General features: G+C 35.6%; 17 protein-coding genes. 14 read left to right on the forward strand and 3 right to left on the reverse strand.

What is annotated here, in order from left to right:
• The first annotated feature begins 270 nt into the window (after positions 1 to 270).
• From DN410_RS25960 to DN410_RS25975, 4 genes are all read left to right on the forward strand, one after another.
• Positions 271 to 2172: an endonuclease MutS2 gene (locus DN410_RS25960; protein ID WP_149178602.1), complete on the forward strand. Its 1902-nt coding sequence runs from the start codon at positions 271 to 273 to the stop codon at positions 2170 to 2172.
• Positions 2173 to 2178: 6 nt separating this feature from the next.
• Positions 2179 to 2703 carry a GNAT family N-acetyltransferase gene (locus DN410_RS25965; RefSeq protein ID WP_149178603.1) on the forward strand — a complete coding sequence of 175 codons (525 nt, stop codon included), beginning with the start codon at positions 2179 to 2181 and terminating at the stop codon, positions 2701 to 2703.
• 160 nt (positions 2704 to 2863) lie between these two features.
• On the forward strand, positions 2864 to 3574 hold the full coding sequence (locus DN410_RS25970; protein ID WP_149178604.1) for a histidine phosphatase family protein: 711 nt from the start codon (positions 2864 to 2866) through the stop codon (positions 3572 to 3574).
• A 241-nt stretch (positions 3575 to 3815) separates the two neighbouring features.
• Positions 3816 to 4598, forward strand: coding sequence for a putative protein N(5)-glutamine methyltransferase (locus tag DN410_RS25975; protein WP_149178675.1), 783 nt, complete (start codon positions 3816 to 3818; stop codon positions 4596 to 4598).
• A 234-nt stretch (positions 4599 to 4832) separates the two neighbouring features.
• Here the strand turns inward: DN410_RS25975 and DN410_RS25980 are convergent, their stop codons facing one another.
• Positions 4833 to 5798, reverse strand: a complete 966-nt coding sequence (locus tag DN410_RS25980) for a quinone oxidoreductase family protein (RefSeq protein ID WP_149178605.1) — start codon at positions 5796 to 5798, stop codon at positions 4833 to 4835.
• A 124-nt stretch (positions 5799 to 5922) separates the two neighbouring features.
• Between DN410_RS25980 and DN410_RS25985 the strand changes: the two genes are divergently transcribed.
• The 3 genes from DN410_RS25985 (at position 5923) to DN410_RS25995 (ending at position 8125) form a co-directional block, all read left to right on the forward strand.
• The gene (locus DN410_RS25985; RefSeq protein WP_149178606.1) at positions 5923 to 6816 is read left to right on the forward strand and encodes a LysR family transcriptional regulator; all 894 of its coding nucleotides are present in this window, start codon (positions 5923 to 5925) and stop codon (positions 6814 to 6816) included.
• A 302-nt stretch (positions 6817 to 7118) separates the two neighbouring features.
• Complete coding sequence (locus tag DN410_RS25990) at positions 7119 to 7631, forward strand: YjfA family protein (RefSeq protein ID WP_149178607.1); 513 nt, start codon at positions 7119 to 7121, stop codon at positions 7629 to 7631.
• 17 nt (positions 7632 to 7648) lie between these two features.
• Positions 7649 to 8125, forward strand: a complete 477-nt coding sequence (locus DN410_RS25995; protein WP_149178608.1) for a DUF2690 domain-containing protein — start codon at positions 7649 to 7651, stop codon at positions 8123 to 8125.
• A 113-nt stretch (positions 8126 to 8238) separates the two neighbouring features.
• On the opposite strand, the gene DN410_RS26000 is transcribed toward DN410_RS25995, so the two are convergent.
• Positions 8239 to 8727: a DinB family protein gene (locus DN410_RS26000; RefSeq protein ID WP_149178609.1), complete on the reverse strand. Its 489-nt coding sequence runs from the start codon at positions 8725 to 8727 to the stop codon at positions 8239 to 8241.
• Positions 8728 to 8931: 204 nt separating this feature from the next.
• Between DN410_RS26000 and DN410_RS26005 the strand changes: the two genes are divergently transcribed.
• Together DN410_RS26005 and DN410_RS26010 are read left to right on the forward strand one after the other, a co-directional pair.
• Positions 8932 to 9387: a DinB family protein gene (locus DN410_RS26005; protein ID WP_149178610.1), complete on the forward strand. Its 456-nt coding sequence runs from the start codon at positions 8932 to 8934 to the stop codon at positions 9385 to 9387.
• Between the two features lie 190 nt (positions 9388 to 9577).
• On the forward strand, positions 9578 to 10615 hold the full coding sequence (locus DN410_RS26010) for a DUF4003 domain-containing protein (protein WP_149178676.1): 1038 nt from the start codon (positions 9578 to 9580) through the stop codon (positions 10613 to 10615).
• 124 nt (positions 10616 to 10739) lie between these two features.
• On the opposite strand, the gene DN410_RS26015 is transcribed toward DN410_RS26010, so the two are convergent.
• On the reverse strand, positions 10740 to 11504 hold the full coding sequence (locus tag DN410_RS26015; RefSeq protein WP_149178611.1) for a DUF817 domain-containing protein: 765 nt from the start codon (positions 11502 to 11504) through the stop codon (positions 10740 to 10742).
• A 275-nt stretch (positions 11505 to 11779) separates the two neighbouring features.
• Between DN410_RS26015 and DN410_RS26020 the strand changes: the two genes are divergently transcribed.
• From DN410_RS26020 to DN410_RS26040, 5 genes are all read left to right on the forward strand, one after another.
• The gene (locus DN410_RS26020; RefSeq protein ID WP_149178612.1) at positions 11780 to 12814 is read left to right on the forward strand and encodes a FecCD family ABC transporter permease; all 1035 of its coding nucleotides are present in this window, start codon (positions 11780 to 11782) and stop codon (positions 12812 to 12814) included.
• Positions 12815 to 13831: a FecCD family ABC transporter permease gene (locus DN410_RS26025; RefSeq protein WP_149178613.1), complete on the forward strand. Its 1017-nt coding sequence runs from the start codon at positions 12815 to 12817 to the stop codon at positions 13829 to 13831.
• A gap of 21 nt (positions 13832 to 13852) precedes the next feature.
• Complete coding sequence (locus DN410_RS26030; RefSeq protein WP_149178614.1) at positions 13853 to 14761, forward strand: iron-hydroxamate ABC transporter substrate-binding protein; 909 nt, start codon at positions 13853 to 13855, stop codon at positions 14759 to 14761.
• 218 nt (positions 14762 to 14979) lie between these two features.
• Entirely contained in the window at positions 14980 to 15531 is a 552-nt protein-coding gene (locus tag DN410_RS26035) for a GNAT family N-acetyltransferase (RefSeq protein WP_149178615.1), read from the forward strand.
• A 251-nt stretch (positions 15532 to 15782) separates the two neighbouring features.
• Entirely contained in the window at positions 15783 to 16010 is a 228-nt protein-coding gene (locus DN410_RS26040; RefSeq protein ID WP_001047304.1) for a coiled-coil domain-containing protein, read from the forward strand.
• The last annotated feature ends 50 nt before the right edge of the window (positions 16011 to 16060 follow it).

Consider the following 16060-nt stretch of genomic DNA (forward strand, 5'->3'; position numbering starts at 1 on the left):
TCATGGATTTATTTCGATACCTATGAAGATACCTACAATACTTTATAAAGCGTGTAATAAGAGGAGTGCCATATACTTTTTAGGTGGCTTATTTTCTCATACGTTATTACACATGCCTTGTAAATGTAAAAGCTGCGGTATCCCCGCAGCTTTTTTGTATATATTTTTAATGTATAAAAATGGTAATTGAATAATGTAGAGCTCATTGGAATCTAATGAGTAGGTATCTTCATTTATGAAATATATGAATCATAGTGAGGAGAAATAAAAATGAATACGATGACTTTTGAAAAGTTACAATATAACGAATTAAAAGAAATAGTGAAATCTTATTGCGTAAGTGGATTAGGAAAAGAATTATTAAATAAATTAGAACCGAGTACGAGTATAAAAGTAGTAAGGAATCGATTAAATGAAACAACTGAAGCGCGAGCTATATTAGATGCAGAAGGGCATGTGCCTTTCTTTGGCATTTCAAATATTGCTAGTACAATTCAAAAATTAGAAAAAGGGATGATTTTAGATCCAGAAGAATTAGTAAGTGTTTCAGACTTTTTACGTGGATGTAGAAAGATTAAAAAGTTTATGTTAGATAAAGAATTCTTTGCGCCTGTATTAGCTTCTTATGCAAATTCAATGAGCGAGTTTAAAAGTGTTGAAGAGGAAATTAACTTTTCAATTAAAGGTAATAGTATCGATGCAGCTGCTAGTAAAGAGCTAAAAAGAATTCGAAATAATATCGATGCTGTAGATGGAAAAATAAAGGAACGGTTAACGAAGTTTTTAAATAATAGTGCAAATAAGAAGTATATTCAGGAATTCTTTATTAGTAAAAAGGATGATCGTTATACGATTCCCATTAAATCTACTTATAAAAATCAAGTTGCGGGAAGTATTGTTGAGGCATCTGCAAAAGGTTCTACTGTATTTATAGAACCGCATACGGTTACAAAGTTAAATGTAGAACTTGCAAGTTTGAAAGCAGAAGAAGCAATGGAAGAATATCAAATTTTAGCAACTTTATCAGGAATGGTGTTAGAAAACATTTATAGTATAAAGATTAATATGGAGCTAATTAGTCAGTATGACATGGTTTTTGCGAAAGCGAAGTTTAGTAAATCAATCGATGGAATAGAGCCGAAGTTAAATGATCATGGCTACATTCATTTAGTAAATTGTAAGCATCCGCTTTTAAGTGGGAAAGTAGTACCGTTAAACTTTGAAATTGGTCAAAACTACCGTAGTTTAATTATTACAGGACCGAATGCGGGTGGGAAGACAATTGTATTAAAAACAATCGGATTGTTAACATTAGCGACAATGTCAGGCCTTCATATTGCTGGAGATAAAGAAACGGAACTTGCTATTTTTGACAATGTATTTGTAGATATTGGTGATAATCAAAGTATCGAAAATGCACTAAGTACATTCTCATCTCATATGAAAAATCTATCTGAGATTATGAGAATGTCAAATAATAATACGTTGCTATTATTTGATGAAATAGGAAGTGGTACAGAACCGAATGAAGGTGCAGCACTTGCAATTGCTATTTTAGAGGAGTTTTATCTTGCTGGATGTATTACAGTTGCGAGTACGCATTATGGAGAAATTAAACGATTCTCAGAAATGCATGATGATTTTATGAATGCAGCGATGCAATTCAATAGTGAAACGTTAGAGCCGCTTTATAAATTAGTAATCGGTAAATCAGGGGAAAGTAATGCACTTTGGATTGCGAATAAAATGAATGTAAGGGAACATGTACTGAAAAGAGCGAAAGAGTACATGGGAAATAAAGAGTACGCTTTAGAAAAGGTGAATGAAAGTAAAATTAGAAAACCGAAATTTGTGCAGGAAAAAAGAGAAAAACGTTATGAGTACAAAATCGGTGACCGTGTAAATTTATTGGATCATAATGATTTTGGTATCATCTATAAGGAAATAGATAATTTCTATAACGTCGTTGTATATTATAACGGTGAATTCGTTGAAGTAAATGTAAAACGTATTACTTTAGAAGTAGCAGCAAAAGAATTATATCCAGAGGGATATGATTTAAATACACTATTTGTCGGTTATAAAGAAAGAAAAATGCAGCATGATATTGAACGCGGATCGAAAAAAGCACTTCGTAAAATTCAAAAAGAAATGAGAAAGAATAGAGGGTAGTATAGGGTGGTAATGATTAGGCAAGAACAAAAAAATGATTGCAGAAAAACAGAAGAAGTTGTACGACAAGCATTTTTAAATGAAGAATTTAGTGATAAAAAGGAACATGAACTTGTAAAACGTATTAGAGAATGTGACGCATTTGTTCCGGAGTTATCAATTGTTGCGGTAGATGAGGAAATCGTTGGTCACATTATGTTATCGAAAATTACAATAGAAAAAGGTGGAACATCAGTAATTTCATTAGCGCTCGCACCGGTTTCGGTTATTCCAAGTTATCAGAAAAAAGGAATTGGCGGTAAACTTATCGCTTATGCTTTAGAAAAAGCGAAAGAACTTGGATACGGGTCAGTTGTAGTGTTAGGACATCCAGAATACTGTCCGAAATTTGGTTTTAAGAAAGCAAGTGAGTGGAATATAAAAGCGCCATTTGAAGTACCAGATGAAGTGTTTATGGCGATGGAAATAAGGGAGAATGCTCTTGAAGGTGTGGGAGGAATTGTACAATACTCGAGTGCCTTTTCTGAATAAAAGTACTGATTAAGAAATGTAATTATACAAAACGCTATCTTTTTGTTGAAATATACAGAAAGGTAGTGTTTTTTTGTAAGCAGATTCCCTTACGTATATTTTGCTCAATGAATAATTAAGATGGTAAAATTGATATAGAAATGTAAAGGGAGCGAAGAGAATGAATAAGCGAGAAACAGATAGCAATGAGAATGTAGTTACGTTATATGTTACAAGACACGGTAAAACAATATTAAATACGAATCATCGCGCGCAAGGTTGGGCGGACTCTCCATTGGTGGAAAAAGGTGTGGAAGTTGCCACAAATTTAGGAATGGGATTAAAAGATATTCATTTTATGAATGCGTATAGTAGTGATAGCGGTCGCGCGATTGAAACTGCTAATTTAGTATTAAAATATAGTGAGCAATCAAAATTGAAACTTGAGCAAAGAAAAGATTTACGAGAATTAAATTTTGGTATTTTTGAAGGTGAAAAACTTGAAAATATGTGGGATGTGGTTGGAAAAGCTGCAGGCGTTTCATCACCAGAAGAACTTATGAAGTTTACTATTCAAGAAGTTATTGATCTTATTAGAGCAGCAGATCCTACGAAACAAGCGGAAGATTGGGAATTATTTTCTACTCGTATAAAAGCAGAGATAGATAAAATTAGTGAAGAAGCAGCTAAAGATGGCGGCGGTAACGTTTTAGTTGTTGTTCATGGGCTGTTGATTACTACCTTAATAGAAATGCTAGACAGTAGTAAAACAAAACTTGGAGTGGAAAATGCTAGTGTGACGAAGATTGTATATAAAGATGGGGAATACATCGTTGAGTCGGTTGGGGATATGAGTTATGTTGCAAAAGGGAAAGAAAGTGTGGAAATATAATTAGATCTTAAATTGAGATAAGAAAAGGAGGTTAGAGAAATCTAACCTCCTTTTTATTTTTTAGTATGTCATTTATAAAACGGATTGGGATATTCTAATAAAATTATCTAGTATATAGAGTGTTTCTTTTTTCAACAATAGGGCCATTTTGTTGAAAAAGGATATCTCCAATTTTTAGCGAATACAAGGTTATAAATACGAAAAAGTGGTGAGAGAAATAGGAAGAGAATTTAATTTCTTTTTGGAAAATAAAAAGGAAAAATGCATAATTAATAGGCTTCAGAGCGCGGGTTGTGTTTTCGCAGAAGATGAGACGCGGTTACTTATTTCAGAGGCACGGAATCCAGAGGACCTCGAGAAAATGGTGGAAATGCGAGCCGATGGTTTACCACTTGAATATGTTGTTGGATACGCAAAATTTTGTGGGATGCGGATAGAAGTGGAGCGGGGTGTTTTCGTGCCTCGTCAACGCACCGAATTTCTTGTTCACCAAGCCGAAGCGCTGTCATGTTTTGGTGATATCGTCGTTGATCTCTGTTGTGGTTCAGGTGCTGTCGGTGCAGCTCTAGCGGCAGCTTTAGGCAGAGTTGAATTATATTCTGTTGACATTGACCCTATTGCAGTACGATGTGCAAGCCGCAATGTAACAAGTTTCGGTGGCCATGTTTTTGAAGGTGATTTGTATAAAGCTTTGCCTCACTCACTTAAAGGACACGTGAAGACCCTAGTTGCAAACGTACCTTACGTTCCTACCAATGCAATAAAGCTGCTCCCACAGGAAGCTCGCCTACATGAACCGAAGCTGGCGCTTGACGGAGGAGAGGATGGACTTGATATTCAGCGAAGAGTAGCGAAAGAAGCATTTCTCTGGCTAGCACCAGGAGGTCATCTTTTAATAGAGACGAGCGAAATGCAGGCAACTCAGACCTTTGAAATCTTTGCTGGTGCTGGGCTTATCACGAAAGTGGCTAGAGATGAGGAATTAGATGCTACTGTTGTTATAGGAACGAAATCTAGTTTTTAGCTTAAATCGGTACGTAGCCTTATTCATAAATAAAATGATAATTTCCTAGCGATATACAAATAAAAAACATATGCTTCTAATTGAGAAAAGAGATCAAAAATTATCCGAGTGATTTGAAGAAGTAAGGACATAACATATTAGTTATATAAAATATGTTATGTCCTTTAATTTATCAACTTTTTTTCACTATAGGTTTTCATAAAACTTAACCTAGATTTCTTTTCATTTTATGAATTATGGGATTAATAAAATTTTCCCTGTACTTTTTCTGCTTTCTAATAATTCATGAGCATGGGCACCGTCTTGTAAAGAGAATGTAGTAGGGCTCGCAATGTTTAATTCTCCGCTAGCGATCCAATCAAATAATTGAGTAGAACGCTGTTTACGTTCTTCGAAAGTAGTAAGTACGTTCCAAAGGTCTCCGCCAGTTAAAGTTTTTGAGGTATCCATAAGCATACGTGGATCTACAGGCGCAGGATTACCGCCAGCCATTCCGAAAAATACGACAGTACCACCAACTTTAGTAGCGTTAAAACTTTCCTCAAGTGTAGAGCCTACTGATTCATATACAACATTTACCCCGGTACCATTTGTTATTTCAAGCACTTTCGCAGGCCATGATTCCGTATATAAAAATACGTGATCGGCACCAGCTAATGTGGCTACTTTTCCTTTTTCATTTGATGAAGTTAGGCCGATTACTGTTCCGCCCTGTAGTTTAATCATTTGAATAAGAAGTTGCCCAACACCACCAGCGGCAGCATGTACTAAAGCTGTATCACCTTGCTTTATTTGATAGCTATCTTTCGTTAAATAATGTGCCGTTAGACCTTGCAATAAGATAGAAGCGGCTGTTTCAAAAGAGATAGAATTTGGGAGAGGGATTGCTTTTTCTGATGGAACGGCAACTAATTCTGCATTTGCAAACGGAACATCAGCAAATGCAATATGGTCTCCAGGATTGATAGTCGTTACGTTAGCTCCTACTTTTTCAACAATACCAGCACCTTCATAACCTAATATATAAGGCGGATTGCCAGCAAGATGATAATCACCGCGGCGTCTATAAATATCAGCAAAGTTTAAACCGATTGCTTTCATGCGGACAAGAATTTCATTTGGATTTATGATTGGATCATGTATTTCTTTATAGTGTAGTACATCCGGATTTCCGAACTGTTCGAAACAAAGTGCTTTCATATGGAATACCTCCATTTATATTGTTTGTCGATGCTCTTTATCATACAATACAAATAATGATAGAAAAAGATGATTATTTCGATGGGATCAATCGAAAATATCGATTAAAAAGAGGGAATAGTAAATGGAGATAAAACAATTAATTACATTTAAAGTAGCCGCGGACACTTTGAACTTTACACAAACTGCGAAGAAATTAAACTTTGCTCAATCGAGCGTAACAGCGCAAATTAAAACGTTAGAAGCTGAGCTAGGTACGCCACTATTTGAAAGATTAGGAAAACGCCTTTTCTTAACTGAAGCGGGCAGGAAGTTTCAATTATATGCTGATAAGATGATTGCACTTAGTAACGAAGCGAAAATGGCTGTGAAAGATGATGAAGAAATAGCTGGTACGTTAATAATTGGTGCGCAAGAGAGTCAGTGTACGTACAGACTTCCATCTATATTAAAGAGATTTAAAGCACAGTTTCCTCAAATAAAGCTTATATTTAAACCAGCACAGTCCAATAAAGATGCGAAGGAACAATTGATGGAGGGGAAAGTAGATCTTGCATTTATTTTGGACGAATGTAAAACTGAAGATGTTTTACATGTGGAGCCGCTTATGAAAGAAGAATTGAAAGTAGTAGCTGCTCCAGGGCATCATTTACTCGAGCAAACTTCCGTTTCTATAAAATATTTAGAGAAGGAAACACTTTTGTTAACAGAACTAGGGTGCTCATATCGGACTTTATTTGAAGAGCTATTTCGTACAGAAGATGTGTATCCAGCAAATAAGATTGAGTTTGTTAGTGTCGAGGCAATTAAACAATGTGTCATTGCGGATTTAGGTATAGCAGTTTTGCCAGCAATAGTAGTAGAAAAAGATATACGAGAGGGAACGATAAAAGAGTTACATCTAGAAAATACTATCAATCCAATTTTCACGCAAATTGCTTGGCATAAAGATAAATGGATGACAGCGCCGTTGCAACAATTTATTGATGTAACGAGGGAGTTTTTTACAACGGATTAAGTGGAGAAATATTTATTTTATATAAAAGAAAAAATGGCAATTTTGTATAAAGAACCGATGCTTGAATGAAACAAGTATCGGTTCTTTTATGTTTTAAATAAAGAATGCTATAAAGTGTGTATTTCTCAACTTTTTTTCTTAGACGAATAAGTAAATTTCTTCGTATATTCCAATAATCATAAGGAAATTTACAATATGTATTCGTTTCTGTAAGATGCCTCTAGGAAGCATGAAAGGAGGGGCGTACATAGGGGATAGCTTGTTTTTATTATACGTACTTATTTTGAGGGAGGAGATTTACAATGTTTAAAAAGCTAATGAAAGTATGTGTGTTAAGTGTAGCGAGTGTAGGGGTATTATTTAGTTTTCAAGAAAGTACATTTGCAGCTACTGATTTAAGTAGTTATTATGACGGGAAAAATCCAGCAACAACGAAAGTATACGGGGGAAGTACAACGTGTGATGCAGATGGATTTAATGCAAAATCTACAGCGGTATACGAAGGTAGTAAAAAAGTAGGGACAGTGTATTTACGTTACAGTAATAAATGTCATGCAGCATGGGCTAAGTTTGTGTTAGATCAACCAGCACCAGCTGTTTCTGGAGGAGTGTATGCGTACGCAGTTGTAAATAAATATAAAAATGGTGTATTCCAAAAATCAGTTACTTCTAACCAGGGGAACGGCACAATCAAAACAGGTCAAACGAGCACTTATACAGGAATGGTATTTGATTTAACTGCTGATTTTGGATACACAGCAGACGCTGAAGCAGTTACGTTTAATAACGGTTACGGGAAAACAGCACGTTATTAATAAAGGAGTGAAATGATATGAAACTTTTAAAAAAGGCGAGTGCATGTTTTTTGCTGTCTTTGCTCGTTTTAACTAGTATATTTAGTACGAATAATAGCGATAAAATATATGCAGAAGACCATTCATATGATGGGAAAAGTCCTTACTATAATAGTTGTGATCAATCCGCTGTAACGAAAGAGAAGAAATGGATTGATTCAAATTCTTATGTGGAATTAAAATTTAGCACGACGTGTAAGACAGCATGGGCAAAAGTTACTGTAACCCGCCCAGCAGTTTATAATAACGAAGCTGATGCCAGGATTGTTAGAAAAACAGATGGAAAGGCATATACTTGCGGAAGTGCTGGAGGAAATGGTGTTGTAAATAAAGGGCAAACATCATGCTATACGCCAATGGTATATGATTTAGATCCAAGAAAGGCGCAAGCGCAGGGGAAACATGCAATTCCGAATAGTGATGCATATAATTATGCTGAGACTATTTGGTATTGATGATACTATAAAACTTTTAAGATAGCATTTTTCATGAGCATGTTTTGATTGGTTTTCAAAACATGCTCAATTTATATTCATACTAATCTTTTCGATAATCTGTGACTATAGAATTAACTAAGATCTGTATCAGGAGGAGTATATCCAAGGTGACGAGCCATTGATACAATTTGTCCTTTATGGTGAAACTCATGCGTCTCCGTATGGGTTAAAAGCCATAGCGGAGTTGTACTCCAAGGCTCTTTTTGCCATTTCACTTCATTTGCTATATTTTCGAGCCACCGGTCATTGTATTCATCTAAAAAACGTTGTACAGTCTCATCTACTAACTTAAATCTAGCACGAACTTTTTCTACATCTGCATGTTCAATTTCATAATCACTAGCGAATGAAAAATCTGCTCGTTTTTGCTTGAATGCGAATGATCCAAGCCAGTATCGATAGCAATCGGCTACATGAATATGTGTCTTTATAATGCTACCGCTCCCGAAATTCGGAACAGTGCTATGTAATTTTTCTAGCGGGATTTCTTCCAAAAATGAAAATAGAGTTTCTCTTGTAGAGCTAATAAGATTATATTGCTGTTTTAAAACATGTAACATGCAATTACACCCCTCTTTTGTTTACTGAAATATTAGTGTAGTAAGTACTTCTATATTTACGAGAGATGACCCTTTTTATTATTTTTACTAAGCATATTAGATGTATTTCTTAATTTTTTTTGATAGATTATACAAGGTAAAACTTTAATAAGTTGAACACTCTTAGCTCATAATAAAATGTACATAAAAAAGGAGAGCGATAAAATGAATAGACTAGTTGGTTTAAAACAATTTGAAATAACGCGCGGTGCATTACTTAAATTTATGGAAACATTAGACGATAAAACTGCGGATACGCAGCCAGAGGGCTTTAACAATACAATTCGTTGGCACATTGGTCACGTGTTAACAGCAGCCGAAACATTCATGTTTGGAAGAGAGTGTAAACAATTACCAACTGAATATCCAGGCATGTTTGGATATGGATCAAGACCATCTAAATGGAAAACAGAAGGACCATCATTAGAAGTGTTAACGTCTCAATTAAAAGAACAAGCAAAACGTATTAACGAAATTCCAGCAGAAGCATTTGAAAATAAACTTCCAGAACCATTCTTAGGACTAGAAACAGTTGGTGAGCTTTACGGTATGATGCTTTATCATGAAGCGGATCATATTGGTCAAATGAAAGCGATGGAACGTATTATTAAGGCTCTTTAGTTTTAGGTAAAGTTTAATTGCATACAAAAAAGGGTAGATAATTTATTATCTACCCTTTTTTTTTCTAACTTCTTGAAGGATTAGGGAGTATCATCGTGCTACTGATGAAGAAGGATAGGAAACCAATCTATTAGGATCAAGAAACCTTCTAATTTTTAAGGTGTGATTATGAAATATGGTATTCCTAAATATGGAATATACGTATAATAAAAGAGAAGAACTAGAAATAGGGGTGAATACTATGATTACATTAGAACAAAAGCTGGAGCAATATACACATACATATGCACAGTTAAAGGGAGAACTAAAATGGAAAACGAGTGATTCTCGAACAGGAATGATGATTGCTGCTATGTATGCAGGTAGTGATAAATTATTCGATCTCGGACGTTTTTTAGAAATTAGTAGTTATATTAAGAATCAGGTAGGGATGTTTTCATACTTAAAGTCTTATCATCGCTTTGTAGTGGCCGCAACATTAGATATTCACTTTACAGATTACAAGAAAGCTTTTCAAAACTTTTTAGATTTATATGAACAATTGGTCACTGGTGGCTTTAGCCGGAGTATATTTACTTATCTCGCAGCAGCTGTGCTTTTAACAGGAGAAAGTGGACAGCAAGGTACGCACATTCAGCGCTCGATACAAGTATATAAACGTATGAAAAAGGATCATCTCTTTCTTACAGGTACAAGTGATTATCCGCTCGCGGTTTTACTAGCAGGACAAACAGAGAATGTAGAAACACTTATGGATCGAGTGGAGCGTCTTTATCAGAAATTAGCGACAGCTGGCTTGCGTAAAGGGAATGATCTTCAATTTTTGAGCCATATTCTTTCACTAAAGAAGGATGTCAGGGAAGAAATGTTAGTTGCAAGGTGCACAAACATATGGAAGTTGTTAAAGCAAGAAAAGGTAAAAGTGAAACAGATGCATTATCCAGCTGTCGGGCTATTAGCGTTACTTGAGGATGGAGAGAAAGAGATTCATTCTATTAAAGCATTGATTGAAAAGTTGAAAGGGGAGAAACTATTCCGTTGGCATACAGATACAAATATTCTTATTGCTATTCAACTGTTCGTAAGTCAAAAAGGCGAGGAAAGTAACGCGAACAACACAGGTTTACAAACTATGATAGAAGTCCTCATACAAGCACAACAGGCAGCTATGATGGCAACGATTGTCGCGTCATCTGCAGCAACCTCTTCTGCTAGTAGTGGTTCATAATGTGTGACTGCTTATGCTCTTGTATATTATAACTCCTTGGATAAGTACGGTTTAAAAAATATTACTAAAAAAAGCCCATCACTCTCTAATGAGTGATGGGCTAACTATTTTTACATAATCAGCATTATCTTTTCGACTCCTTCAAATGTTTGAGTTGTGTAACAATCATAATGCTAATAACAACGAGTAAAAACCATGAGCTAATTTTACTAAGGTGAACGAGATTCCACGCTTCCCGTTGATTTGGATATTGCCATGCTCCGAAAAATGTTGCGACGTTCTCTGCGATCCAAATAAAGAATCCAATAAGGAAGAAGGAGAGAATGAGCGGCATTTTATATGTAACTCCTTGTAAGGAAAACTCCACAAAAGTTCGAAAGAATACGATGAATAGAAATACAGTTAATACCCATCGAAAGTCATACAGAAAATGATGTGTGAAAAAATTGAAGTAAATCATTGCTCCTAATGGCACGGCAAAAATGGCTTTCGGCCAATGATACATTTGTAAATGCAATCTTCTCCACGCTTGGCATATGTAACTTGCGACACTTGCGTACATAAAGCCGCTGTAAAGTGGAACTCCAAAAATTTTTGAATACGCCTCTTCAGGATAACTCCATGAACCGAAATGGACTTTATATATTTCTAGTAAAAGGCCGATGAGGTGGAAGACAGTAATTACTTTTAATTCGTCTTTCGTCTCAAGGCCAGTCTTATACATAATCCACTGCATAAGAAGGCATACGATGAGTATAAAATCATAGCGATATAACCCTGGGATCGAAACGATTTTTGAAAGGGCTAGTGTTAAGAAAATAACGACTGGGAATAAGCAAGATAATGCTTGCTCGTAAGTGAAGTGTAGTAGTTGTTTTATATATAACATTGGGTCACCTTCGATGTTTTTGTTTGAAAACTCAAAATAATGACTAAGTATACTACAATTTTAAAAATAAGCTAGTAGTCTATTTTGCTTGTATTTATAAGTTTTGGAAGGGAATTGTAATAAGTGTTTTAATATTTAACAAAGTGAAAAAATAGTTTGCTATTTAAAAAGAGTGGGGATATAATATCTAAATGAAAATGATAATTATTATCAAAAATAATTACAAATAAAAAATAATTATAAAAAACAACTGAATATAAAGGATGAAATGAAACATGTTACATAAGCCTGCTGTATATGCTGGCAATAATCGCTGGCTACATATTAAGTTCATATGTTTCATGAGCTTAACAATTTTATCTTTAATCGGCTCTATATTTTTAGCTATTGCATTTGGTGCAAAGGATATCCATTTGCAAACCGTATGGACAGCGGTTTTTGATTATAATCCGAAATTAACGCAGCACCAAATTATTTATGAATTAAGGCTTCCAAGGGTAATTGGCGCAGCAGTTGTAGGAGCTGCTTTTGCGGTGGCTGGAGCTGTTATGCAAGGAGTAACACGAAATCCTTTAGCGGATGCAGGTGTGCTTGGCATAAATGCAGGTGCGATGTTTGTAGTAGCACTTAGTTTTGCCTTTTTCCCGAATATGCCGTATTCCTATTTAATGATTGTCTCCTTTATTGGAGCGGTCTTAAGTACAGTGCTCATTTTTATTATCGGATCAGCAACATCAGGCGGATTAACACCGATGAGGTTAACGATCGCTGGGGCAGTTATGGCTGCGCTTTTACATTCGTTAAGTTCAGGTGTCGCGATTTATTATGACTTAAGTCAAGATTTAGCGTTTTGGTACGCTGGTGGTGTTGCAGGGGTTAAGTGGGAACACTTGGAATTTTTAGTTCCTATTATTCTCATAACAATTATTTTTGCGACAATGTTAGGGCGGTCTATTTCACTCATATCAATGGGGGATGATGTTGCTACAAATTTAGGAGTAAAAACGAACCGAACGAGAATACTAGGGATGATTATAGTAGTTATTCTAGCGGGTGTTTCTGTTTCAGCTGTTGGCTCTATTGGATTTGTAGGACTAGTTATCCCGCATATTGCTAGAAAATTAGTTGGTGTTAATTATCGACTCATTATTCCTATGTCAGCATTTTTAGGTGCTATGTTATTAGTTTTAGCTGATTTAGGGGCAAGAACAGTAAATCCTCCTAAAGAACTTGCAATAGGAATTATGGTAGCTCTTGTTGGAGTTCCGTTCTTCCTCTATATAGCACGTAAAGTTGGGAGGGAGTTGTAAGTGAAGAAGATTTTAAACACGGATAAAAAGAGAGCCGTTACTGTAACTACAATATTTGGTTATATTGGTATCGCTGTCATTTTACTTAGCTTAAATACGGGGACACTTAGCATTGCACCGTTCAAAGTAATTCAAACGCTTTTCGGTCATGGTGATTTTGAGAGCACAACCGTGCTATACGATTATCGGATGCCAAGAATTATAATCACAATGTTAGCTGGTATTGGCCTTGGGATTTCCGGTGCGATTTTGCAAGGGTTATCACGGAACGCGTTGGCCGATCCTGGCATTCTTGGACTGCATTCAGGTGCATCTTTCGGGCTAATTATTTTCGTTACGTTCTTTCATTCTATTAATGAGAATGCATCGATTTTAATACCGTTATTTACATTTGGCGGAGGAGTATTAGCTGCATTTCTTATTATTTTACTTACGAGTGATCGGTCAAAAGGTTTACTTCCTATTAGACTTATTCTCGTTGGTATTGCAGTTTCAGCTGGATTTAGCGCAATTTCGTTATTTTTTTCGCTCAAGTTAAATGATGAGACGTATACATTCGCTTCTAGGTGGCTAGTTGGTAACGTGTGGGGGAGGGATTGGATTCATGTCCTTGCATTATTACCTTGGATTTTCATACTAACCCCGTATGCATGGCTAAAATCTAAAACGTTAAATGCATTGTCACTAGGTGATAGTGTGGCAGCAGGACTTGGTGTTTCTGTTCAAAAAGAACGGTTATTACTTTTAGCTACAGCGGTTGGATTATCTTGCGCAAGTGTATCGATGGCAGGAGGGATTGGCTTTATCGGTTTAGTTGCTCCGCATATCGCCAGAAAGTTAGTAGGTACTACATATCAACACTTTCTTCCTTTAGCTGGTATTATCGGAATGATTATTTTAGTACTAGCAGATACGATAGGCCGTTCTATATTTGAGCCAAACTCTATTCCAGCTGGTGTAGTAGTGGCCGCTTTAGGAGCACCTTATTTTCTTTATTTACTTACAAAAACAAAATAAATACTTCAAAGAGGAGAACATATGAAAAAGAAACTTACTATTTTATTTAGCATGATGTGTATTTTAGTATTAGCAGCATGTGGTCAAACGAAAGCCAATGAAGAGGCAACGAAAAAAATGGAAAAAAGTAATGACCCAAAAATTGCTTCAATGTCTATTCACTTAACAAATGATCTACTTGCATTAGGAATTACACCAGTAGGTTCTGTAATTGGTGGAGATTTAAAAGATTTCTTACCGCATGCAAAAGAACAACTGAAAGATACGAAGAAACTTGGTGTTGTAACTGATCCGAATATGGAAGCATTACTTCAATTAAAGCCTACTGATATTTATGTGGATGAAAAATATGCTGGTAAAGATGTAGCAAAATACGAAAAAATTGCAAAAACACATTCTTTCAATTTAGATGAAGGTACGTGGAGAGATCATTTAAAACAAGTTGGTAAACTTGTAAACCGTGAGAAAGAAGCGGATAAATATATTCAAGATTACGAAGAGCAATCAAAACGAGTAAAAAGTTTAATAGATAAAGAGTTAGGTAATAACGAAAAAGTAATGGCAATTCGCGTTACTGCAAAAGAATTACGAGTATTTAGCACGAAAAGACCGATGGGACCAATTTTATTCCAAGACTTAGGGTTACAACCTGCAAATGGTGTAGAGAAAATCGATGGAAACCGTCCTTTCGAAGTCATTTCACAAGAAGTATTACCTGACTTTGATGCAGATGCGATTTTCGTTGTTGTAAACAGAGATGATAAAGCAAAAGTTGCATTTAAACAACTTCAAGAAACACCAATTTGGAAAGACTTAAAAGCTGTTAAAGGCAAGCACATATACATTATCAATGACCAACCATGGCTTGACTATTCTGCTTTAGGTAACAAAATGGCAATGGATGAAGCGGAGAAAATGTTTACGAAATAATATAGTTTTGTTATTAGGGAAGGCCCTCTAAATTTGGAGGGTTTTTTATTATTGTTAGAATAAACGAAAAATTATACAATGAAGTTAATTTCGTGTAGAGGAGTTGTGCCAATGTCAGTGCTTATTGTAGGTATCCCGTTTATAGAGCAGTTTATGGAAGTAGGGGATAAATAGGCTAGAATAATTATCCCCGTTATTTAGTAAGGGGGGAGTTTGAAATGACAATGAATCTTTTTCAAAATAAAGCTATTACATTATCAGCTATTAGAGAAACGGATGCGAAAGTAATGGTTAGGTGGCAAGAGGATAGTGAATATTTAAGAAATATAGATACAGATTTGGCATTCCCGCAATCGTTACATGAAATAGCGAGTGACAGACTATTAAGGGGACGAAAATCGAATAGTGTTTCTTTCATGTTGAGGACAGTTCAAGATGATCGTTTAATTGGCTTTGTTGCAATTCATGGCATAGAGTGGAATAACAGAACAGGGTTATTAGCAATTGGTATAGGAGATGTAAATGATAGGGGAAAAGGATATGGGAAGGAAGCAATACAACTTATTTTAAAGTATGCCTTCTATGAAATGCATTTACACCGCGTTGGCCTTGATGTCATTTCGTATAATAAAGCAGCCATTGCATTGTATAAAAAAATGGGTTTTCAGATGGAAGGGTGTATGAGAGAAGCAGTTCAAAGAGATGGAAAGTGTTTTGATCGTATCATTATGGGGATATTGCGAGATGAATGGATTATGCTACAAGATTAGAAAGTACATTCAATATTATACATGTAATATGCAGGAGATATAATGGTAATTGGCGAATTTTTACAGTGAACTGATTGAATTTATCCCGCGTTAACGGGCAGTAAAACTCCCACCTCAAAATTTAGTTGGAGCAAAGAAGTTAGGTGGGAGTCGGGCTGTCCGTAAACGTCCGATTGGTTCAACTAATAATCAGTGGGGGATGAACAACCACCCCACTGATTAAAGTTTCACTTTATAAGGAGTCATGCAAAATGAATTTAGAAAAGGCAAAACCAGTAAATGAAGAGGTCGCTGAATTAAAAGAACTAATTAAAGAATTGCACGGAAGTGTACACCAACTTCAAAGTGAAGTACAACAACTAAGGCACGAAAGACCAGTTGTTGAAGTGAGAAAAGGTGTTCAATTATCACCAACAATTGTCGGACAAATTGGTGGTATGATTTTAGGTGGGTTAGCAATTATCGGGATATTTTGGTGATAAAAAAGGTTTGCAGCATGATGCTGCAAACCTTTTTTATTTGACGATAT

Source organism: Bacillus sp. SH5-2 (assembly GCF_008368905.1).
GTDB lineage: Bacteria > Bacillota > Bacilli > Bacillales > Bacillaceae_G > Bacillus_A > Bacillus_A luti.